Below are 21671 nucleotides of genomic sequence, written 5' to 3' on the forward strand. Positions count from 1 at the left end.
TCGGATCAGTACACGCGCGGCTTCGGCGGCACCACGGACACGTCATCGGTCAACGTGTACATGTGCACCGGACGGTAGTCGAAGCTGCACTTGCCCTTCTCGTCGACGCTGACCAGGGTGTGCTTCTGCCAGTTGACGTCGTCGCGGTCCGGGAAGTCCTCGTGCGCATGCGCGCCGCGGCTTTCCTTGCGCTGTTCGGCCGAGTTGATCGTCGCCACCGCGTTGAGCAGCAGGTTGTTCAGCTCGTAGGTCTCGATCAGGTCCGAGTTCCACACCAGCGAACGGTCCGAGACCTTCACGTCCTGGAACGAATCGAAGATCTTGTCCATCTTCTCGCAGCCTTCCTTCAGCGTCTGGCTGGTGCGGAAGACGGCCGCGTCGGCCTGCATGGTGCGCTGCATGCGGTCGCGGATGACCGAGGTCGGGGTATCGCCGTTGGCGTGGCGCAGCTTGTCCAGCAGGCCCAGCGCCTTGTCGCAGGCATCGGCCGGCAGCGGCTTGTGCGCCGCGCCCGGCTTGATGGTCTCGGCACAGCGGTTGGCCACCGCGCGGCCGAACACCACCAGATCCAGCAGCGAGTTGGAGCCCAGGCGGTTGGCGCCATGCACGGACACGCAGGCGGCTTCGCCGATGGCGTACAGGCCCGGCACCACGGCATCGGGGTTGTCGCCGACCTTGCGCACCACTTCACCGTGGTAGTTGGTCGGGATGCCACCCATGTTGTAGTGCACGGTCGGGATGACCGGGATCGGCTGCTTGTGCACGTCGACGCCGGCGAAGATGCGGGCGCTCTCGGCGATGCCCGGCAGCTTGTCATCGATCACGCCCGGGCCCAGGTGGGTCAGGTCGAGCAGGATGTGATCCTTGTGCTCGCCGACACCGCGGCCTTCGCGGATCTCGATGGTCATCGAACGGCTGACCACGTCGCGCGATGCCAGATCCTTGTAATGCGGTGCATAGCGCTCCATGAAGCGCTCGCCGCTGCTGTTGCGCAGGATGCCACCTTCACCGCGGACACCCTCGGTGATCAGGCAGCCGGCGCCGTAGATGCCGGTCGGGTGGAACTGCACGAACTCCATGTCCTGCATGGCGATGCCGGCACGCATGGCCAGGCCGCCACCGTCGCCGGTGCAGGTATGCGCGGAAGTTGCGCTGAAATAGGCTCGGCCGTAGCCGCCGGTGGCCAGTACCACGCCCTGGGCGCGGAACAGGTGCAGCGTGCCGTCGGACATGTCCAAGGCCAGCACGCCGCGGCAGACGCCTTCGTCGTCGAAGATCAGGTCGAGCGCGAAGTACTCGATCATGAAGCGCGCGTCGTGCTTCAGCGACTGCTGGTACAGCGTATGCAGCATCGCGTGGCCGGTACGGTCGGCCGCCGCGCAGGTGCGCTGCGCCGCCGGGCCTTCGCCGTACTTGGTGGTCATGCCACCGAACGGGCGCTGGTAGATCTTGCCTTCGGCGGTACGCGAGAACGGCACGCCGTAGTGCTCGAGCTCGATGATGGCCGGAATGGCCTCACGGCACATGTATTCGATGGCGTCCTGGTCGCCCAGCCAGTCCGACCCCTTGATGGTGTCGAAGAAGTGGTAACGCCAGTCGTCCTCACCCATGTTGCCGAGCGCGGCGGAGATACCGCCCTGGGCGGCGACGGTGTGCGAACGGGTCGGGAAGACCTTGGTCAGGCACACGGTCTGCAGGCCCTTGGCGGCCAGGCCGAACGTGGCACGCAGGCCGGCGCCGCCGGCGCCCACCACGACCATGTCGTACTTGTGTTCGGTGATCTTGTAAGCGGACATCTAGTCTGGATTCCTGTGTAGGTGCCTGGGCTCAGGCAACGCCGAGGGCGATGCGGCCCACCGCGAACACACTGACGATCATGCCGAGCACGGCGACGAACTTCACCGCGGTCTGCAGCACCAGGGCCAGCAGCGATTCGTGGATGTAATCTTCCAGCACGACCTGCATGCCGAGCTGTGCGTGCCAGAACATGGCGATCAGCAGGCCGATCAGCGGCACCGCGTTCCACGGCTTGGCGATGGCAGCAGTGGCGGTCGCGTAGTCGGAACCCAGCAGGCCCAGCACGAAGACCAGGAACCAGATCCCCAGCACCACCAGGGCGGCGGCGGTCAGGCGCTGGTGCACGAAGTGCTCGGTGCCGGTCTTGGCCGAACCCAGGCCACGCACGTTCTTCAGCGGAGTACGGAACTTGCTCACGCGGCACCTCCAAACATCACGTAGGCCCACACCAGCAGGGTGATCACCAGGCTGCCGATGACCGACAGCCAGCTGCTGCGGATGAAGGCGGGGATGCTGAAGCCGATGGCGAAGTCCTGCACCACATGGCGGATGCCATTGCACAGGTGATAGGCGAACGACCATGTCCACGCGAACAGGAACACGCGGCCATACCAGGCCCCGGCATGGCCGGTGAAGCAGTTCCACGAATCGGGCCCCATCATCAGGGCCAGCAGGCCCGCAGCGATGATGAGGGCACCAACAGACAGAAAGACGCCAGTGGCTCGATGCAGGATCGAGGTGGCCATCTGAATCTGCCAGCGATACACCTGAAGGTGCGGGGAAAGTGGGCGTTGTCTGGTCGCCATTCGCTGGGCTCGTTGTCTCGGCTGGGCGGCACGCGGCCGCGTTGGCTCAATGCTGATCAGAAATCGATGCAGCGTCCGTTTTTCTCCCAATCGCCATACCGCACCGGATCGAGTCCGCCGCGGCCGCCGAATTCCTCTGCCTTTTCCTGTTCCACGGGCACGGGTGCCGCAGGGACCAGCGGGGCTTCAGTTTCGTCGTCGGGAGTGGGGGTTGTTTGGCCTATCATGGTCGGTCTCGCAACGCACAAATTTTAGACCTCGTTCACGTGCCTGACAACCTGCCCCCTGCTTTCGTCGGATATCCACGCCTTCCGGGCCACCAACTGGTGAGCCTGCAGGGCGTGGACGCAGCTGCCTTCGCCCACGCCCAGTTCAGCAGCGATGTCCTCGCTCTGCCCCAGCAGCACTGGCAGTGGAGCGCCTGGCTGAGTGCCAAGGGCCGCACCCTGGCGGTGTTCCAGCTGCTCCGGCTGGCTGAGGATCACGTGATGCTGGTGTTCGCCGATGGCGACGCGGATGCGACTGCGTCGCAACTGCAGCGTTTCGTATTCCGCCGCAAGGTCAAGGTGCAGCTGCGCGACGATCTGGCCGTGGCCGGCGCGTTCACCGCACCGGAAGCGGCTACCGGCGCAGCGATCGCCGCCAATGCAGGCGGTTGGGAGCTGGACCTGGGCAGCGACGCGCTGCCGCGCGCGCTGCGCATCGGTGCCGCTGACACCTTCCCGGCCGGTGGGCCGGACGACGACGTGGCCTTTGCATTGGCCTGGCGCCAGGCTGACCTGCGGTATGGCCTGCCCCGGCTGGAGCAGAGCCAGCGCGAGGTGTGGACCCCGCAGCAGTTGGGGCTGGACCGTCTGAACGGCTACAGCGTGAAGAAAGGCTGCTACCCGGGCCAGGAAATCGTCGCCCGCACCCACTTCCTCGGCAAGGCCAAGCGCGCGGTGCAGCTGCTGCACACCCATGCGCCGGCGCAGGCCGGTGACGGCGTGCAGCAGGACGGCGCGGCACTGGGCACGATCGCCAGCGTGGCCGGCGATCTCGCGCTGGCGGTGCTGCCGCTTGAAACGAGCGACGCTGCGCTGCAGGTCGGCGATGCGCCCGCGCAGCGGATTCCACTGCTGGATGGCCTGGCGCGCTGAGGCTGCGCCCCATCCACGCAGGGCGGGGATCTGCCGATGACGCCGGGCATGGCCCGGCGCCACCAAGTCTTACAGGCGCTCGCCGGTTTCCGCGTTGAAGAAGTGCAGGCCCTGCGGATGGATCGCCACGCGGATGTCCTCGCCCACGGCCGGCAGCGCCTGCGGCGCCACCCGCATGGTCAGTGCATGCTGGCCGCTGCTGAGGTTGACGAAGATCTCGTTGCCGACCGGCTCGATGCCCTCGATGCGCGCGGTGAACGCATGCGCGTCGTCGCCCGTGGCGGGCTGCAGGTGCTCCGGGCGCACGCCGACGTTGATCGGCTTCTGCAGCCATGCGGGGTCGATCGTGGCCTGGCCCAGCGGCGCGCGCCACTCACCCTCGACCACCGTCACGCCGCCCGCATCGCCCTGCAATGACCCGCGCAGCACGTTCATCGCCGGGCTGCCGAGGAAACCGGCCACGAACAGGTTGGCCGGGCGGTCATACAGCGCCATCGGCGTATCGATCTGCTGGATGATGCCGTCCTTGAGCACCACGATGCGCTGGCCCAGCGTCATCGCTTCGACCTGGTCGTGCGTGACATAGATCATGGTCGTACCCAGCTTGCGGTGCAGCTGCGCGATCTCGGTACGCACGCTGTGGCGCAGCTTGGCATCGAGATTGGACAGCGGCTCGTCGAGCAGGAACACCGCAGGTTCGCGCACCAGCGCGCGCCCCAGCGCAACACGCTGGCGCTGGCCACCTGACATCGCCTTGGGCAGCTTGTCCATCATCTCGGTCAAGCCAAGCGTCTGCGCCGCTTCGGCAATCCGCCTGTCGATGGTCGCCTTGTCGTGGCCACGCAGCTTCAGGCCGAACGCCAGGTTCTCGGCCACGGTCATGTGCGGGTAAAGCGCATAACTCTGGAACACCATGGCGATGTCGCGATCCTTCGGTGCCACATCGTTGACCACGCGGTCACCGATGCTCAGCGTGCCACCGCTGATCTCCTCCAGGCCTGCCACCATCCGCAGCAGGGTCGACTTACCACAGCCGGAAGGACCGACCAGCACCATCAGTTCGCCATCGGCGACCTCGAAAGTGGCGTCCTTCACCGCAACCTGGCCGTTGTCGTAGACCTTGCGCACACCCTGCAACTGCACTTTTGCCATATCACCTGATCCGGTCTGCCCGACGCCGGGCTGTCTTTTGGGACTGCCTCGGCCCTCCCGATGGCAGCAATGATTGCGCGACTGCCGCATGACGGCGAGCACTGCAATCGAATACAGTTGCCCATTCTGCCATGTAAACGTTTTCACGTGGCACTATCCGATGGTCGGTGCGCACCGACCTGCGTCGGCGGACAATGGAACGTTCGCCGGTGCGGTGGTTTCGCATGGAACGGCCTGCTGGTATCCCTTGCAGATCGCGTTCCGCGAACCTCGGACAGGCAGTTGCGCGGATGTCCCCCGAACCCAGCCATGAAGCGATTGACAACGATGTCACCCGGATCTGAAACTCGAGCGATGCACGACACCCTCTTCCTGTTCGGTGCCACAGGTGATCTGGCCCAGCGCTACCTGTTCCCTTCGCTGCTGCGCCTGCTTGGCGATGGTCTGCTGCCGGAGGATTTCCGCATCCGTGCGCTGGCCCTGTCCGGCCATGACACCGAGGCCTTCCATGACATCCTGCGTCCGCGCCTGCAGCAGGCCATGCCGATGGCCTCGCAGGACGACATCGCCGCGCTGCTGCGCCGCATCGACTACCGCTCGGTGGACCTGCGCGATGTCGACTCGGTCGCCGCCGCCGTCTCCGACCTGGTGGACCGCAGGTGCGTGAGCTACCTGGCCATTCCGCCGGGCCTGTACATCTCCACCTGCGAAGGCCTGGCCAAGGGGGGCGCCCTCGCCGCACCGGCCCGGCTGATGCTGGAGAAGCCGATCGGCAGCGACAGCGAAAGTGCCGAAGAGATCATCAGCACCATCGGCCAGTGGATCGACGAAGACCGCGTGTTCCGCCTGGATCACTATCTGGGCAAGGCTGCGGTGCAGAACCTGATCGCCCTGCGCTTCGGCAACACCCTGCTGGAGGCGGTGTGGAACCGCAACTACATCGAGTCGGTGCATATCCTGGTCGCAGAGAGCGAAGGCGTGGACGGCCGCGACGCGTACTACGCACGCTCCGGCGCCCTGCGTGACATGGTGCAGAGCCATATCCTGCAGCTGCTGTGCCTGGTGGCGATGGAACCGCCGGCGTCGCTCGAAGCCGACCGCATCCGCGACGAGAAGGTCAAGGTGCTGCGCGCCCTGCGCCCCCTCGACGCCCAGCATGCGGCCCGCGACAGCGTGCGCGGCCGCTATACCGCCGGCACCATCAACGGCCAGCCGGCACAGGCCTACCAGCCGCCGGAAGGCAGCGACGTGGAAACCTTTGCCGGCGTCACCGCGCACATCGACAACTGGCGCTGGTCCGGCGTTCCCTTCCATCTGGTCACCGGCAAGCGCCTGCCCGAGCGCACCACCCGCGTGGTGGTGACCCTCAAGCCGGTCACCCATTGGCTGTTCGAGCGCCCGCAGCGCGCGCAGGCCGCACCCAATCGCCTGGTGTTCCAGCTGCAGCCGCAGGAAAACATCGAGCTGGGCCTGATGAGCAGCCTGGCCGGTCCGGAATGGGGCGCGCTGGAACTGCATCCGCTGGAACTGGAGCTGTCGGTGCCGACGGGACTGCACCGCCGCATCGCTTACGAGCGCCTGTTCCTGGACGCCTTCAACGGCAACCATGCACTGTTCGTGCGCGACGACGAAGTGCGCGCCGCCTGGGCGTGGATCGACAGCGTCGCCGATGCCTGGAAGGCAGCCGGCCTGCCGCTCCAGCCTTACCCTGCTGGCCAGTGGGGTCCGGCCGATGCCAGCGACTTCCTGCCACAGGGCGTGGATGCGCCGGACACCGGAGCTTCGGCATGAGTGGCAGCTCGCAGCCGGTTCTGGTCGCCGACATCGGCGGCACCAATGCCCGCTTCGCACTGGCCGACACTTCGCTGGATGCGCCCCTGCAGAAGGACAGCATCCGCGAGTTCGCAGTCGCCGAGTTCCCGTCGCTGGGCGATGCCGCCCGCCACTACCTTGAGCAGGCCGGGGCCAGCGCGCGCCGCGGCGTGTTTGCCGTGGCCGGCCGCGTCGATGGCGACGAGGCACGCATCACCAACCATCCGTGGGTGATCTCGCGCAGCCGCACCGCAGCGATGCTCGGCTTCGACGAGCTGCACCTGATCAACGACTTCGCCGCACAGGCGATGGCCGTCGCCCTGCTGCAACCGCAGGATGTGGTGCAGATCGGCGGTGCGCACTGGACGCCGGCCGCGCCGGGCCAGCCACGCAACTACGGAGTGATCGGCCCTGGCACGGGCCTCGGCGTCGGTGGCCTGGTGGTGCGCCACGGCCGCAGCTACCCGCTGGAAACCGAAGGCGGTCACGTCAGCTTCCCGCCGGGCACGCCGGAAGAAGTGCGGATCCTGGAGATCCTGTCCGAGCAGTTCGGCCGCGTGTCCAACGAGCGTCTCATCTGCGGTCCCGGCCTGGTCAACATCCATCGTGCGGTCTGTGAGATGGCCGGTGTCGACCCGGGCCATCTGCAGCCGGCCGACGTCACCGCCCGTGCCGCGCTCGGCGATCCGCAGGCGATGCGCACCGTGGATGTGTTCTGCGCAGTGTTCGGCGCCATCGCCGGCGACCTGGTGCTGATCCAGGGTGCCTGGGATGGCGTGTTCCTGACCGGCGGCCTGGTGCCCAAAATGCTGGATTCGCTGCAGCACTCCGGCTTCCGCCAGCGCTTCGAGCACAAGGGCCGGTTTTCCTCGATCATGGCGCGGGTGCCTTCGCTGGCGATCATGCACCCCTGCCCCGGCCTGCTGGGCGCTGCCGCCTATGCAGCCGATGCCGAACGTGACGCTCCGGGAGTTGCCGCATGAGCCCTGTCTTCCAGGACGACCGCATCGATTTTGTCAGTCACGGCGATGCCGATGGCTGGATCGAAGCGGTGGCCACCGAAATGGCACAGACCATCAACCGTGACATCAACGAAGTCGGCCGCGCACGCATCCTGCTGTCCGGTGGCACCACGCCGGCGCCGGTGTACCAGGCGCTGGCAGAAATGGAAGTGCACTGGGACCGCGTGGAAGTGAGCCTGGCCGATGAGCGCTGGCTGTCGCCGCAGGATCGCGACAGCAATGCCTGGCTGGTACGCGAGCACCTGCTCAAGCGCGCCGAAGGTGCACATTTCGACCCGCTGGTGCGCATCGGCAAGCCGCTTCCGGAATGCGTGTACACCGCCAATCTGCAGGCACAGCACAGCCAGCCGCCCAGCCTGGTCGCGCTCGGCATGGGCAATGATGGCCACACGGCCTCGTTGTTCCCCGGCTCGAAGGACCTGGCCCGCGCGCTGGAAAGCCCCCTGCCCTATGCCGCACTGGATGCGACCGGCTGCCCGGGCGCCAACCAGTGGCCGCTGCGGATCACGCTGACCCCGCAGGGCCTGCGCCAGTGCCGCCAGCGCCTGCTGCTGCTGCGCGGCAAGCAGAAGCTGCAGGTGCTGCGGCAGGCGCTGGACAGCAACAATGCCCAGCAGTACCCGATCCTCAACGCAATCCACCTGGAAGGCGCGCGCCTGCGCGTCCACTGGGCAGATTGATGTCGGTGGCGGCATATCGCCGCCGCCCACCTCTCGCCACCTCGAACGCCGGTAGCCAATGAGCCTCCATCCGCAACTGCAAGCCATCACCGACCGCGTCATCCGTCGCAGCGCTGCCTCGCGCGCGGCCTACCTGGCCGCTGTCGACGCCGCCCTGCGCGAAGGCCCCTTCCGCAGCCGCCTGAGCTGCGGCAATCTCGCCCATGGTTTCGCTGCCTGCGGCGGAACTGACAAGAGCCGCCTGCGCGGCGGGGTGACGCCGAACCTGGGCATCATCACCGCCTATAACGACATGTTGTCGGCCCACCAGCCGTTCGAGACCTATCCGGAGCAGATCCGCGGGATCGCGCGTGAACTGGGCGCCACCGCGCAGGTGGCCGGCGGTGTGCCGGCGATGTGCGACGGCGTCACCCAGGGCCGCGGCGGCATGGAACTGTCGCTGTTCTCGCGCGATGTGATCGCGCAGGCCACCGCGATCGGCCTCAGCCATGACATGTTCGATACCACGGTCTACCTTGGCGTGTGCGACAAGATCGTGCCCGGCCTGCTGATCGGCGCGCTCGCGTTCGGCCACCTGCCGGCGGTGTTCATTCCGGCCGGCCCGATGACACCGGGCATTCCGAACAAGCAGAAGGCCGAGGTGCGCGAACGCTATGCGGCCGGCGAAGCCACCCGCGAAGAACTGCTGGAGGCCGAGTCGGCCTCCTACCATGGCGCAGGCACCTGCACCTTCTACGGTACCGCCAACTCCAACCAGGTACTGCTGGAAGCGATGGGCGTGCAGCTGCCAGGCGCATCCTTCGTCAACCCGGGCACTGCGCTGCGCGATGCGCTCACCCGCGAGGCCACCGAGCGTGCGCTGGAGATCACCGCGCTGGGCGAGGATTTCCGTCCGCTCGGCCGGATCATCGACGAGCGCGCGATCATCAACGCCGTCATCGCCCTGATGGCCACCGGCGGCTCGACCAACCACACCATCCACTGGATCGCGGTCGCGCGTGCCGCCGGCATCGTGCTGACCTGGGACGACTTCGACGAGCTGTCGCAGCTGATTCCCCTGCTGGCCCGCGTCTATCCGAATGGCGACGCCGACGTGAACCGCTTCGCGGCGGCCGGCGGCCCGGCTTTCGTGTTCGGCGAATTGATCAGGGCCGGGCTGATGCACGGCGACCTGGTCAGTGTGGCGCGCGGCGGCATGGCCGATTACGCCCGCGAACCGCAGCTACGTGACGGCACCCTGGTCTATCTGCCCGGGCTGGAGCGCAGTGCCGACGAGGAGGTGGTGCGCGGCGTCGACGCTCCGTTCGAGAGCCAGGGTGGCCTGCGCCTGCTGCGCGGCAACCTGGGCCGGTCGTTGATCAAACTGTCGGCGGTGAAGCCGCAATACCGTTCGATCGAAGCACCGGCCGTTGTCGTTGATGCGCCCCAGGTGCTCAACAAGCTGCATGCTGCCGGGCTGCTTCCCCAGGATTTCGTGGCGGTGGTGCGCTACCAGGGCCCGCGCGCGAACGGCATGCCGGAGCTGCATTCCCTGGCGCCGCTGCTGGGCCTTCTGCAGAACCAGGGCCGACGCGTTGCGCTGGTCACCGATGGCCGGTTGTCCGGGGCGTCGGGCAAGATCCCGGCAGCGATCCATGTCACGCCGGAAGCCGCGCGTGGGGGTCCGCTGGCGAAAGTCCGCGAAGGCGACATCATCCGCCTGGATGGCGAGGCGGGCACGCTGGACGTCCTGGTGGACGCTGCGGAATGGGCAGCACGCACTCAGGCCCCGAACACCGCGCCCGCGGCGAATGATCTGGGCCGCAACCTGTTCGCGATCAACCGTCGTGTGGTCGGGCCGGCCGATCAGGGCGCCATTTCGATTTCGTGCGGGCCGGCAGCGGCCGATGGCGGGCCGTGGGATTACGACGCCGAGTACGAACTGGGACACGATGCGGCGGCTGCGGCAGCGCCGCATGAGGCGAAGGACGCCTGAGGGTTGAAGAGCGCTGCGGGTGTGTTGCGGCGGCGAGTGTGCTGGTGGCGGCGTCACACTTTCCGGCGCATCAACGCCGCGAAGTGATCACTGAAAATCAAATTCGGAAGCAAAGGCAGAAGCAGAGCTATGGGTATCGAACAACATCAGCTGAAGGCGGCGGAGCTGTTGCATGCGGCGGGCATCCTGCCGGTGGTCACGATTCATACGCTGGACCAGGCCCGTGCGGTGAGTGCGGCGCTGCTGGAAGGCGGTCTGCCGGCGATCGAGCTGACGTTGCGCACGCCGGTGGCGATGGAGGCGTTGGCCATGCTCAAGCGCGAACTGCCGGACGTGGTGGTGGGTGCCGGTACGGTGCTGACCGTTGAGCAGATGCAGCAGTCGATTGATGCCGGCGCGGACTTCCTGGTGACCCCGGGTACGCCGCCCGCGCTGGCCGATGCGCTGGCCGCTGCACCGCTGCCGGTGGTGCCCGGTGCGGCGACGCCGACCGAGCTGCTGTCGCTGCATGCGCGCGGATTCCGGGTGTGCAAGCTGTTCCCGGCCACGGCGGTCGGCGGCCTGGCGATGATCAAGGGCGTGGCCGGTCCAATTGCCGATCTGAAGCTGTGCCCGACCGGCGGCATCACGGAAAACACCGCCGCCGAGTACCTCGAGCAGAAGAACGTCGTCTGCATCGGTGGCTCATGGATGGTGCCCGGCAACTGGATTGCGGACGGCGACTGGGACAAGGTGCGCGCCAGTGCCGCGCAGGCGGCGGCCATCGTCAAGCGCGTGCGCGGCACCTGAGCGCCCGATGGGTGAGCGCGGGGCCGACGCTTGGCCCCGCGACCGCGGGCCGGAACTGGAAGACAGATTCCGGGCGCGCGACGCACCTCAGCCGTTGGCTGAAACCCTCACAGCGGCCGTGCCGGATCCACCAGCCCGTACTGGCTGGCCATGCGCGCCAGCGCGATGTTGTCATGGATACCCATCTTCTCGAACAGGCGTGCCTTGTGCGTGTTGACGGTCTTGGCGCTGAGGCTGAGGCGGCGCGCGATGTCTTCCTGGCGCAATCCCTGGGTCAGCAGCAGCGCCACTTCCAGCTCGCGCGGAGACAGGGTGTCGAACGGCGAACCATTCCCCTCCACCGTCGACAGCGCCAGATTCTGCGCGATGCTGGTGCCCAGGTAGCGGCGCCCGCCTGCCACGTCGCGCACCGCGCGCAGCAGTTCCTGGGCGTCGCAGCCCTTGCCGATGTACCCGGCCGCGCCGGCTTCCAGCAGCCGCTTCGGCAGCGGGCCATCCTCCAGGACGGACACGATCACCACGCGCGTGCTGCGATGGCCGCGCACGATGCGCTCGGTCACTTCCATGCCGCTGACACCCGGCAGGTGCAGGTCGCACAGCACCACGTCCGGCTGCAGCTGGCGGATCTCGCGCAGCGCGTCCTCGCCGGTCTCGGCCTCGCCCACCACCTCGATGTCGGTCTCACCCGACAGGATCATCTTCATCCCGGTGCGGACCAGTGCGTGGTCGTCCACCAGGTAGACTCGAATCGTCATTCACGTACCTCTTCGAATGCGGCCATTGCGGGTCAAGCTAGGCAGGGTGCCGAACCCTCGCAAGCGCGGTCGAAGTGCATACCGGGCAAGAGTGCCGGGTTGATCACAGTCTCACGCATTGTGCTTACCCCCTGTCTTGCAGAACCCACTGCAACGAAACAGCTCATCTATCACGTAGACGCCCGCGAAGAGCCATCCACGTCACTCCCCCTGTGTTGATGCTTCGCTGGCCGTCGATGGCGGCGAATCGCGGCGTCGCCAGGGATGCCGACGACTGAACATGACCAGGTAGCACCCTACCACCCAAACCAGTGCTGCACACCATCCGGCCAGGATATCCGACGGGTAATGGACCCCGAGATAGACCCGGGACACGCTGACCAGCAAGCTGAACGCAGGGGCCAGCACCAGCACCGGCCAGCGCCAGCGGGTATTCCAGGCCAGAAGTACCAGGGTTGCCGCCAGGGTCATCGACCCCATGGCGTGACCACTGGGGAAACTGAACGTCGATTCCGGTGCGATGGACTCCCACAGGCTGGGGCGGTCCCGCTGGAAGAACCGCTTGCTGCCCATGTTCAACAGTGCCGATCCGAGGAAACTGACGGCCACGAAGGTGGCCTCGCGCCAGCGGCGGTAGCCCAGCAGTGCCGCGACGATCAGCACATCGGCGGGAATCAGGAACCACTCGTAACCCAGCCGGGACAGCAGCACGAAGAACCGGTCCAGCCACGGCGAATGCAGGCCGTGCATCTGCCACAGCAGCGGCGCGTCGAAATGGAACGATTCAAACTCATGCACCTCGTCGGCCAGCGCGACGAAGCCGGCCAGCGGCAACAGCACGCCGGCGAACAGCAGGACCAGGCGCCACGCATTGCGCGCCATCCAGTGACGGAAGCCGGAGGCCGGCTCCGGCGCGGCAAGGATCGCGGGCTTATCCTGCGCTTCGGACATAGGTTCGTTCGACGTAGTCGTCGATCAGGGCGACGAATTCCTGGGCGATGTTCTCGCCACGCAGGGTCACCTTCTTCTCGCCATCGACGAACACCGGCGCCGACGGCGCCTCCCCGGTTCCCGGCAGCGAGATGCCGATGTTGGCGTGCCGCGATTCTCCCGGGCCGTTGACCACGCAGCCCATCACCGCCAGGGTCATGTTTTCCGCCCCCGGGTGCTGCACTTTCCACAGCGGCATCTTCTCGCGCACGTGGTTCTGCACCACCTTGGCCAGCTCCTGGAAGAACTCGGAGGTGGTGCGGCCGCATCCCGGGCAGGCTGTCACCAGCGGCGTGAACGCGCGCTGGCCGGTGGTCTGCAGCAGCTCCTGGGCGACGATCACTTCCTGCGTCCGCGACTGGCCCGGCTCGGGCGTCAGCGAGATGCGGATGGTGTCGCCGATACCTTCCTGCAGCAGCACGCTCAGCGCCGCTGCCGACGCAACGATGCCCTTGCTGCCGATGCCGGCTTCGGTCAGGCCCAGATGCAGCGCGAACTCCGAACGCTGTGCCAGGTCACGGTAGACCGCGATCAGCTCCTGCACGCCACTGACCTTGGCCGACAGCACGATGCGGTCGCGCGGCAGGCCCAGCTCCACGGCCTGTTCGGCCGAATCCAGCGCTGACCGGATCAACGCCTCGCGCAGGACACGTCCGGCGTCCCAGGGCTGCTCGCGCTCGTTGTTCTCATCCATCAGCCTGGCCGCCAGCGCCTGGTCCAGCGAGCCCCAGTTGGCGCCGATGCGCACCGGCTTGTTGTAGCGGATGGCGAACTCGATCAACTGCGCGAACTGCAGGTCCTTCTTCTTGCCGAAGCCCACATTGCCCGGATTGATGCGGTACTTGGCCAGTGCTTCGGCACACGCCGGTTCGGCGGTCAGCAACTGATGGCCGTTGTAGTGGAAATCACCGATCAGCGGCACGTCGATGCCCATCATCGCCAGCTTGTCGACGATGCGCGGGATCGCGGCCGCGGCCTCGACGGTGTTGACGGTCAAGCGCACCATTTCCGAACCGGCGCGCCAGAGCTCGGCGACCTGCTTCACGCTGGAGGCCACGTCGGAGGTGTCGGTATTCGTCATCGACTGCACCACCACCGGCCTGCCGCCGCCGACGGTGACTCCGCCGATCTGGACGGCGTGGGTCTGGCGACGGGACCAGGCGGTGGGCTCGGAAGGCGGGGTCGGGCGGGTAACGGCGTCGTGCATGCGGGCATTCTAGCGCCCGCCTCCGGTTTCCGGGTGACTCGCATTCAGCCGCCGGCACGGCTGCGGCCGATTGTCGCAGGCACACCCGCCCGCGAACGCATACGATGGGCGCGAATGACCGGTCCCGACGCCCCGTTTCTCCGCACCCTGTGCAGCCTGCGATGGCTGGCCGTGGCCGGCCAGGCCGCCACCATCCTGGTCGCCACCTGGCTGCTGGGCCTGCCGTTGCCGCCGCTGCCGCTGTGGGCCGGCGTCGCCGTGCTCGCGCTGTTCAATGTCTACACCCAGCTGCGGCCGGAAGCGGCCGATACCGCGCCACTGACAGCCTTCGGCCACATCCTGGTGGACGTGATCATCCTGACCTGGATGATCAGCTGGAGCGGCGGCATGGCCAATCCGTTCAGCTCCCTGTTCCTGATCCTGATTGCGTTGGCCGCCTTCGCCCTGCCCCTGCGCTGGGCGTTGGCGGTGGCCCTGGCCTGCCTGCTCGGCTACGCCGCCAGCGGACTGTTCGGCCAGCCACTGCCGGACGGCTACTTCCGTGCGCAGGACCTGAACCGCTGGGGCGTGGTCGCCAATTTCCTGATCTCCGCCACCGTCGTGCTGACGTTCTCCACGCGCCTGGCCCTGGCCCTGCGGCAACGGGAACTGGAGCTCTCGGCGCTGCGTGAACGCTTCGCCCGCAACGAGGGCATTGTCGCCCTGGCCACCCACGCCGCCTCGGTGGCGCATGAACTGAACACGCCGCTGGCGACCATGACTCTGCTGGCCGACGACGTTGCCGAGCGCAGCGAGGAGCCGGAAGTACGCGAGGACATGGAAACCCTGCGCGAACTGCTCGTGCAGTGCCGCGAACGGGTGCTGGCACTGGCCGCGCCGGCATCGGCCGACATGCCCGGACGCAGCCGCTCCAGCGCCCAGCAGGTGCTGGAACAATGGCGGCTGGTGCGGCCGACCATCGACCTGCACCGCAACGACGATGCGCCGCTGCGGCTGCCGCTGGACCCCGGCGTGGGCCACCTGCTGATGGTCCTGCTCAACAACGCGGCCGATGCCGGAGAGCAGGCCGGGCGCCCGCGCGTGGACCTGAGCCTGCGCATCGACGGCGACGACCTGATCGGCGAAGTCCGCGACTACGGCCACGGCTTCGATGCCCGTGCCGCGGTGCTGCCGGGCACGCTGTTCGGCAGCAGCAAGAGCGAGGGCATGGGCGTCGGCCTGGCCCTGTCCCATGCCACCATCGAACGCCTCGACGGCGAGATGTGGATGCGCCCGGCCCAGGGGGCCGGCAGTCGCGTCGGCTTCCGCCTGCCGCTGGCCCCACGCGAGGACACCCCATGAGCCTGCACCACTCCACCCAGGGCCTGCTGGTCGACGACGACGAGCTGTACCTGCGTACCCTGCAGCGCAGCCTGGCGCGCAAGGGACTCGAAACGCAGACCGCGCAGGACGCGGCCACTGCGCTGATGCTGGCCCGCCAGCATCCACCGGCTTTCGCGCTGATCGACCTCAAGCTCGGCAGTGATTCCGGCCTGGCCCTGATCCAGCCCCTGCGTGCCCTGCGTGCGGACATGCGGATCCTGCTGGTCACCGGTTATGCCAGCATCGCCACCGCCGTGGAAGCCATCAAGCTGGGCGCAGACGATTATCTGCCCAAGCCGGCAACGGTACCGATGATCCTGCGCGCGCTGGGCGAAGAGGACGACGGCCCGGCCGACGACGGCGAGATGGAAGTCCCCGACGCGATGACGCCGATCAGTCGCCTGCAGTGGGAACACATCCAGCAGGCGATGCACGAGACGGGCGGCAACGTGTCCGCTGCCGCCCGCCTGCTCGGCATGCACCGACGGTCGCTGCAGCGCAAACTGGCCAAGCGGCCAAGCCCGGAACGCGATCCGAGCCGTTGAGCCCGGCACGCCGGGCCAATGCCCGGCGACACATCCCCGACCTGGCTCAGCCCTTCAGCTGCGCCAGGATCTCGCGGGTCATCGGGTCGGCGATCGCCACGCCCTCGCCCTGCAATGCCGGCAGCAACTGGTTGGCCAGCTGCTTGCCCAGCTCGACCCCGAACTGGTCGAAGGCGTTGATGTTCCAGATCACCGACTGCACGTACACCGCGTGCTCGTACATGGCGATCAGCGCACCCAGCGCCTGCGGCGTCAGTGCATCGAGCAGGATCAGCGTACTCGGACGACCGCCCGGGTAGTCGCGGTGCGGATCGTCGCTGCCCTGACCGTTGGCCAGCGCTTCGGTCTGCGCCAGCAGGTTGGCCAGCAGCGCCTGATGATTGACGGTATAGGGATCGTCGTTGTGCACACAGCCGATGAAGTCAGCCGGGACGATGCTGGTGCCCTGGTGCAGCGCCTGGAAGAAGCTGTGCTGCACATCGGTGCCCGCACCGCCCCACCACACCGGCACGGTATCGGTGGTCACCGGCTGGCCATCACGCTGCACGCGCTTGCCCAGGCTTTCCATCACCAGCTGCTGCAGATAGGCCGGCAGCAACGCCAGGCGCTGGTCGTAGGTCATCACCGCATGGGTGGCGCAGCCCAGCAGGTTGCGGTTCCAGATGTCGGTCAGGCCATGCAGCACCGGCAGATTGCGCTCCAGCGGTGCATCCAGTGCGTGCGCGTCCATCTGCGCCGCACCCTCCAGCAGCTGTTCGAAACGCTCGAAGCCGATCGCCAGCGCAATCGGGAAGCCGACCGCCGACCACAGCGAGTAACGGCCACCGACCCAGTCCCACATCGGCAGCACGCGCTCTGCGGCGATGGCGAAGGCCTTCGCTGCGCGCTCGGGATTGGCGCTGACGGCATACAGGCGCTCACTGCCACCCAGCCAGTCGTGCAGGATCTGGCCGTTGAGCAGGGTTTCCTGGGTGCCGAAGGTCTTGGAGATCAGGATGCCGGCGGTGCGCGCCGGGTCAAGCGTGGCCAGCGTGCGCTGCATGGCCGCGCCGTCCACGTTCGATACGAAATGCACGCGCAGGCGCGCGCCGCTGACCGGGCGCAACGCATCGGCGACCAGCCGCGGGCCAAGATCGGATCCCCCGATGCCGACGCTCACCACGTCGGTCACGCCGCTGTCTTCCAGCGCACGCACGAGGACTCCCATGCGCTGACGGATTTCGCGTGCAGTGGCATGGGCATCGGCGGCCACCGGCGCGTCGACCACGTCACCACGCAGCGCCGTGTGCAGCGCCGCGCGGCCTTCGGTCAGGTTGACCTGCTCGCCGCGCATCAGGCGGTTGATGGCGCCCCCGACATCGCGTTCTGCTGCCAGCGCCAGCAGCGCCTGCAGCGCCGCGGCGTCGTACTTCTGCCGGGCAAAGTTCACATACAACGGACCGACCCGCAGCGCCAGCTCCTGCACACGGCCAGGTTCGGCGGCGAGCAGGCTGGGGATGCTTGCGCCCTTCAGGCGCTGGGCGTGGGAATGCAGCGAGTCGAATCCGTTGTTCGTTGTCATGCGGCCTGGGTCGGGATCGTGTCGTTGGTGTGGGTGATCTGGTTGCTGCCATCCACGTACACCAGCTTCGGCTTGAAGCTGTCCGCTTCCTGCTCGGTCATGCTGGCGAAGGCGGCGATGATGATGATGTCGCCGACCTGCACGTGGCGCGCGGCGCCACCATTGAGCGAGACGATGCCGCTGCCGGCTTCGGCGCGGATCGCATAGGTCGAAAAGCGCGCACCGTTGGTCACGTCCCAGATGTGGACCTGCTCGAACTCGCGGATACCGGTGGCAGCCAGCAGGTTGTCATCGATGGCGATCGAGCCTTCGTAGTTCAGCTCGGAGTGGGTGACGGTGGCGCGGTGGATCTTGGTCTTGAGCAGGGACAGGTGCATGGCACGGTACAACGCAGAGGAAAGCGTGGATTCTAGCACCCGCACAACGCGGGGCATCACGACCGGCAAACCGTTCAGGTAGCGCCGGGCATGGCCCGGCGCCACCATCACAGCGGAACTCAGAACTCCAGGTTGTCGATCAGCCGGGTCGTGCCCAGCCGCGCGGCGATCAGCGCCACCCGGCCGCCACCCTCGAATGCCGGCTCGGCCAGCTCGGGCGTGCGCAGCACGGCGTAGTCGACCTGGAAACCAGCCGCCTGCAGCGCGGCGGTGGCATCGGCCTCGATGCGCTCGCGCGGCTGGCCAGCCACATAGCCTTCGCGCATGGCCAGCAGGGTCCGATGAAGGGTCGTCGCGACGGGGCGCTGTTCCGGGCTCAGATACTGGTTGCGCGAACTCTTGGCCAGCCCATCGTCATCACGGACGATCTCCGCACCGACGATCTGGACCGGGAACGACAGCTCGGCCACCATCTGGCGGATCACCGCCAGTTGCTGGTAGTCCTTGCGGCCGAACACAGCCACGTCCGGCTGCACCTGCAGGAACAGGCGGGCGACCACCGTGCAGACGCCATCGAAATGGCCCGGACGGCTGGCACCTTCCAGCACCTCGCTGATGCCGGGCGCGTGCATGCGCGTGGTCTTGTCCACGCCCAGCGGATACATCGCCTCGACGCTCGGCAGCCACACCGCATCGCAGCCGACCTGCTCCAGCCCCGCGACGTCGGCCTCGGGCGTGCGCGGATACCGGCTGAAATCCTCGTTGGGCCCGAACTGGGTCGGATTGACGAAGATGCTGGCCACCACCCTGTCGGCGTACTGGCGGGCCAGGCTCACCAGCGCGTGATGGCCACCGTGCAAGTTGCCCATGGTCGGCACCAGCGCGACGCGCAAGCCTTCGCGCTTCCACTGGGCGATCTGCCCGCGCAACGCGCCGAGCTCATTGAAGGTCTGGATCATTGGGCGTAAGCGTGCTGTTCGTCGGGGAAGCTGCCGTCACGCACGGCGTCGGCGTAGGCGCGGGTGGCTCCAGCCACCGAGCCCCCTTCGGCAAGGAAATCCTTGACGAATTTCGGTCGGCGATGGCCGCTGTCCAGGCCCAGGAAGTCATGCAGGACCAGCACCTGGCCATCGCACTGCGGACCGGCACCGATGCCGATGGTGGGCACCGGCACTGCAGCGGTGACCTCGGCCGCGACCGGGGTCGGCACGCATTCCAGCACGATGATGCTGGCGCCCGCGTCGGCCACGGCCCTGGCGTCCTCCACCAGCTGCCGGGCCGCATCGCCACGGCCCTGGATCTTGAACCCGCCCAGGCGCAGCACCGACTGCGGGGTCAGGCCCAGATGCGAGCAGACCGGAATCTCGCGTTCGACCAGGTAACGGACGATATCGACCTTGAAGCCGGCCCCCTCGATCTTGACCATCTCCGCGCCTGCCTGCAGCAGCTGCAGCGACGCATCGAGGGCGCGTTCCGGGGTTGCATCGGCACCGAACGGCAGATCGGCAACCAGCAGCGCGCGCTGCAGCACGCGGGCCACGGCGCGGGTGTGATAGACCATGTCGGCCACGGTAACCGGCAGGGTGGAATCGTGCCCCTGCACGACCATGCCCAGCGAATCACCGATCAGGATCAGGTCGACGCCGTTGGCGTCGAAGGTGCGGGCGAAGCCAGCGTCGTAGGCGGTCAACATGACCAGCTTCTGGCCATTCCGCTTGGCCTCGGCCAAGGCGGGAACGGTCCAGGGCTTGCTGTCTGCGTGGGTGCTCATGTGCTGATAACCGGGGGAGATAACCCGGGCATTATCACCCTATCGGCGCAATCCCGCAGGCATCCACCCGCATCACTGCATCCCGCACGCGACCATGGCCGGGAATGGCCAGATCCGGCGCGATCTCGGCCAGCGGCACCAACACGAAGGCACGCTCGTGCAGGTAGGGATGCGGCACCTGCAGACCCGGTTCATCCAGTACCTGCGCGCCATACAGCAGCAGGTCCAGATCCAGTGCCCGCGGTCCCCAGTGCACGGCTGGATCGCGCACGCGACCGAAATGCCGCTCCAGCTCCAGCATCGCCCGCAGCAATCCGGAGGCCGGCAGGCGCGTTTCCACCGACGCCACCGCGTTGACGAACGGCGGCTGATCCTCGTTGCCCCAGGCCGGCGTGGCATACAGGCGCGACGCCTGGCAGCGCCGCGTGTCAGGAAGCGCATCCAGTGCGGCAATCGCCGCACGGACGGTCGCGGCCGCGTCGCCAAGATTGGCGCCCAGGCCGATCCAGGCCAGCGTCATGGCTTACTCGCCAGCGCTGCCGGTCGTGGCACCGGAGCGCCGACGGCGGCGCCGGCGCTTGCGCGGTGCGCCCTCATCCTCGTCGCCTGGTTCGGCATGCATCGCATCCAGCGCCGATTCCAGCTCGCGGCCCGGTTGCACCTGCGCCTCACGCCAGAACGCCACATCTGCCTCGTGTTCGGCCGACGCGACCTGGCGCAGCGTCAGGAAATCGAACGCCGCACGGAAGCGCGGGTGGGTGAGCGTGCGGAACACGCGCTTGCGCTGGCGCGAGCCGAAACGCGACTGCAACAGCCAGATCTCCTGCATCGGCAGCGAGAAACGGCGCGGCAGCGCGATGGTGCTCAGCTGCTGCACCGTCACGCGGTCGGCAGCACGACGCTGCGCTTCTTCCGGCGCCACGCCCTGCTTGAGCAGGGTGGCCTGCGCCCGGCAGAACGCCGGCCACAGCAGCAGCGCGAACAGGAACGCGGGCGAGACAGGCTCATCGTTGGCCACGCGTGCATCGGTATTGGCCAGGCCCTCGACCAGCATGCGGCGCAGTGCACCGGTGCGGTTCGCCTTCAGCGCCCTGCCACTTTCAGGGAACAGGACGTCGAGCAGGCCGTAGCGCTCCAGGCCTTCGAAACTGGCAACACCGTGGCCGGACAGGAACAGCTTCAGCACTTCCTCGAACAGCCGCGCGGGCGCGGCTTCGTTCAGCAGGCCTGCCAGGTGCGGGATCGGCGCGGCGGTGCCCTCTTCGATCTGGAAGCCGAGCTTGGCCGCCAGGCGCACCGCGCGCAGCATGCGCACCGGGTCCTCGCGATAGCGCTGTTCGGGGTCGCCGATCAGCTTCATCAGGCGCGCCTGGACGTCTTCGAAACCTCCGACGTAGTCGCGCACCGAGAAATCCTCGATCGCGTAGTACAGGGCATTGCAGGTGAAGTCGCGGCGCACCGCGTCGTCTTCGATGCTGCCGTACACGTTGTCGCGCACGAGCATGCCGTTTTCCATTTCGCGGTCGCCGCTGCCGTCATCGACGTTGGCGCGGAAGGTGGCGACTTCGATGATCTCGCGGCCGAACACCACATGGGCGAGGCGGAATCGGCGGCCGATCAGGCGGCAGTTGCGGAACAGCTGTTTGACCTGTTCGGGCGTGGCATCGGTGGCCACGTCGAAATCCTTGGGTTGGCCATTGACCAGCAGGTCGCGCACCGCGCCGCCGACAAGGTAGGCGCCGAAGCCGGCATCGCGCAGGCGATAAAGCACGCGCAGGGCGTTCGGGCTGATGTCCTTGCGGGAAATGGTGTGCTGGTCGCGCGGGATGACGCGCAGGCTGAACGGTGATGGAGCAGGAGAAATGATGTTGGCGCTTCCGGTTGAAGTTTCGGGATTGCCCAATGGCATCGAGGTGCATATACTAGCGCTC

At 67.4% G+C, this 21671-nt stretch carries 22 protein-coding genes; 8 read left to right on the forward strand and 14 right to left on the reverse strand.

The features are described from left to right. Positions 1–5: 5 nt before the first annotated feature. The 4 genes from sdhA to AC5P76_RS04745 are packed head-to-tail and all read right to left on the reverse strand — an operon-like array spanning position 6 to position 2830. Positions 6–1796, reverse strand: coding sequence for a succinate dehydrogenase flavoprotein subunit (sdhA, locus tag AC5P76_RS04730; RefSeq protein WP_053517296.1), 1791 nt, complete (start codon positions 1794–1796; stop codon positions 6–8). A 31-nt stretch (positions 1797–1827) separates the two neighbouring features. Next, the gene (sdhD, locus tag AC5P76_RS04735) at positions 1828–2214 is read right to left on the reverse strand and encodes a succinate dehydrogenase, hydrophobic membrane anchor protein (RefSeq protein ID WP_053517295.1); all 387 of its coding nucleotides are present in this window, start codon (positions 2212–2214) and stop codon (positions 1828–1830) included. Further along, entirely contained in the window at positions 2211–2603 is a 393-nt protein-coding gene (gene sdhC, locus AC5P76_RS04740; protein ID WP_004153151.1) for a succinate dehydrogenase, cytochrome b556 subunit, read from the reverse strand. The genes sdhD and sdhC overlap by 4 nt, the downstream gene beginning before the upstream one ends. A gap of 56 nt (positions 2604–2659) precedes the next feature. After that, entirely contained in the window at positions 2660–2830 is a 171-nt protein-coding gene (locus AC5P76_RS04745; protein WP_074901279.1) for a DUF1674 domain-containing protein, read from the reverse strand. Between the two features lie 39 nt (positions 2831–2869). On the opposite strand from AC5P76_RS04745, the gene ygfZ reads away from it, so the two are divergent. Then, positions 2870–3742: a CAF17-like 4Fe-4S cluster assembly/insertion protein YgfZ gene (ygfZ, locus tag AC5P76_RS04750; protein ID WP_253118841.1), complete on the forward strand. Its 873-nt coding sequence runs from the start codon at positions 2870–2872 to the stop codon at positions 3740–3742. Between the two features lie 69 nt (positions 3743–3811). Here the strand turns inward: ygfZ and AC5P76_RS04755 are convergent, their stop codons facing one another. Continuing rightward, entirely contained in the window at positions 3812–4894 is a 1083-nt protein-coding gene (locus AC5P76_RS04755) for an ABC transporter ATP-binding protein (RefSeq protein WP_253118842.1), read from the reverse strand. Between the two features lie 354 nt (positions 4895–5248). Between AC5P76_RS04755 and zwf the strand changes: the two genes are divergently transcribed. The 5 genes from zwf to eda all read left to right on the forward strand — a co-directional run bounded on the left by zwf (position 5249) and on the right by eda (position 11172). Beyond that, positions 5249–6685 (forward strand): glucose-6-phosphate dehydrogenase, encoded by a 1437-nt coding sequence (gene zwf, locus AC5P76_RS04760; protein ID WP_065174952.1) that lies wholly within the window; start codon positions 5249–5251, stop codon positions 6683–6685. Beyond that, positions 6682–7689 (forward strand): glucokinase, encoded by a 1008-nt coding sequence (gene glk / locus AC5P76_RS04765; RefSeq protein WP_053517290.1) that lies wholly within the window; start codon positions 6682–6684, stop codon positions 7687–7689. Before zwf ends, glk begins: the two co-directional genes overlap by 4 nt. After that, the gene (gene pgl, locus AC5P76_RS04770; protein ID WP_253118843.1) at positions 7686–8408 is read left to right on the forward strand and encodes a 6-phosphogluconolactonase; all 723 of its coding nucleotides are present in this window, start codon (positions 7686–7688) and stop codon (positions 8406–8408) included. Before glk ends, pgl begins: the two co-directional genes overlap by 4 nt. 58 nt (positions 8409–8466) lie before the next feature. Next, complete coding sequence (edd, locus tag AC5P76_RS04775; protein WP_065174951.1) at positions 8467–10383, forward strand: phosphogluconate dehydratase; 1917 nt, start codon at positions 8467–8469, stop codon at positions 10381–10383. A gap of 129 nt (positions 10384–10512) precedes the next feature. Next, positions 10513–11172: a bifunctional 4-hydroxy-2-oxoglutarate aldolase/2-dehydro-3-deoxy-phosphogluconate aldolase gene (gene eda, locus AC5P76_RS04780; protein ID WP_065181278.1), complete on the forward strand. Its 660-nt coding sequence runs from the start codon at positions 10513–10515 to the stop codon at positions 11170–11172. A 107-nt stretch (positions 11173–11279) separates the two neighbouring features. Here the strand turns inward: eda and AC5P76_RS04785 are convergent, their stop codons facing one another. The 3 genes from AC5P76_RS04785 to ispG all read right to left on the reverse strand — a co-directional run bounded on the left by AC5P76_RS04785 (position 11280) and on the right by ispG (position 14124). Continuing rightward, the gene (locus AC5P76_RS04785) at positions 11280–11927 is read right to left on the reverse strand and encodes a response regulator (RefSeq protein ID WP_065174949.1); all 648 of its coding nucleotides are present in this window, start codon (positions 11925–11927) and stop codon (positions 11280–11282) included. 201 nt (positions 11928–12128) lie between these two features. After that, a complete protein-coding gene (locus AC5P76_RS04790; RefSeq protein WP_053517284.1) occupies positions 12129–12878 on the reverse strand; it encodes a phosphatase PAP2 family protein in 750 nt (249 codons plus the stop codon). Continuing rightward, positions 12859–14124, reverse strand: a complete 1266-nt coding sequence (ispG, locus tag AC5P76_RS04795) for a flavodoxin-dependent (E)-4-hydroxy-3-methylbut-2-enyl-diphosphate synthase (RefSeq protein WP_053517283.1) — start codon at positions 14122–14124, stop codon at positions 12859–12861. Before ispG ends, AC5P76_RS04790 begins: the two co-directional genes overlap by 20 nt. Before the next feature lie 114 nt (positions 14125–14238). Here ispG and AC5P76_RS04800 point away from each other — a divergent pair, with 114 nt between their 5' ends. Together AC5P76_RS04800 and AC5P76_RS04805 are read left to right on the forward strand one after the other, a co-directional pair. Next, positions 14239–15465 carry an ATP-binding protein gene (locus tag AC5P76_RS04800; RefSeq protein ID WP_495222681.1) on the forward strand — a complete coding sequence of 409 codons (1227 nt, stop codon included), beginning with the start codon at positions 14239–14241 and terminating at the stop codon, positions 15463–15465. Beyond that, complete coding sequence (locus AC5P76_RS04805; RefSeq protein WP_053517280.1) at positions 15462–16031, forward strand: response regulator transcription factor; 570 nt, start codon at positions 15462–15464, stop codon at positions 16029–16031. Before AC5P76_RS04800 ends, AC5P76_RS04805 begins: the two co-directional genes overlap by 4 nt. A gap of 46 nt (positions 16032–16077) precedes the next feature. Here AC5P76_RS04805 and pgi read toward each other — a convergent pair whose 3' ends face one another. The 6 genes from pgi to pcnB all read right to left on the reverse strand — a co-directional run bounded on the left by pgi (position 16078) and on the right by pcnB (position 21643). After that, positions 16078–17592: a glucose-6-phosphate isomerase gene (pgi, locus tag AC5P76_RS04810; RefSeq protein ID WP_065181276.1), complete on the reverse strand. Its 1515-nt coding sequence runs from the start codon at positions 17590–17592 to the stop codon at positions 16078–16080. Next, positions 17589–17969 carry an aspartate 1-decarboxylase gene (panD, locus tag AC5P76_RS04815; protein WP_053517331.1) on the reverse strand — a complete coding sequence of 127 codons (381 nt, stop codon included), beginning with the start codon at positions 17967–17969 and terminating at the stop codon, positions 17589–17591. Before panD ends, pgi begins: the two co-directional genes overlap by 4 nt. A gap of 119 nt (positions 17970–18088) precedes the next feature. Then, a complete protein-coding gene (gene panC / locus AC5P76_RS04820) occupies positions 18089–18928 on the reverse strand; it encodes a pantoate--beta-alanine ligase (RefSeq protein WP_074901264.1) in 840 nt (279 codons plus the stop codon). Next, a complete protein-coding gene (gene panB, locus AC5P76_RS04825; protein WP_053517276.1) occupies positions 18925–19740 on the reverse strand; it encodes a 3-methyl-2-oxobutanoate hydroxymethyltransferase in 816 nt (271 codons plus the stop codon). The genes panC and panB overlap by 4 nt, the downstream gene beginning before the upstream one ends. A gap of 34 nt (positions 19741–19774) precedes the next feature. After that, positions 19775–20260, reverse strand: a complete 486-nt coding sequence (folK, locus tag AC5P76_RS04830; protein ID WP_053517275.1) for a 2-amino-4-hydroxy-6-hydroxymethyldihydropteridine diphosphokinase — start codon at positions 20258–20260, stop codon at positions 19775–19777. Between the two features lie 3 nt (positions 20261–20263). Next, entirely contained in the window at positions 20264–21643 is a 1380-nt protein-coding gene (gene pcnB, locus AC5P76_RS04835; protein WP_065174944.1) for a polynucleotide adenylyltransferase PcnB, read from the reverse strand. Positions 21644–21671: the final 28 nt, after the last annotated feature.

It is taken from the genome of Stenotrophomonas sp. YJH_SMC_36 (assembly GCF_059369935.1).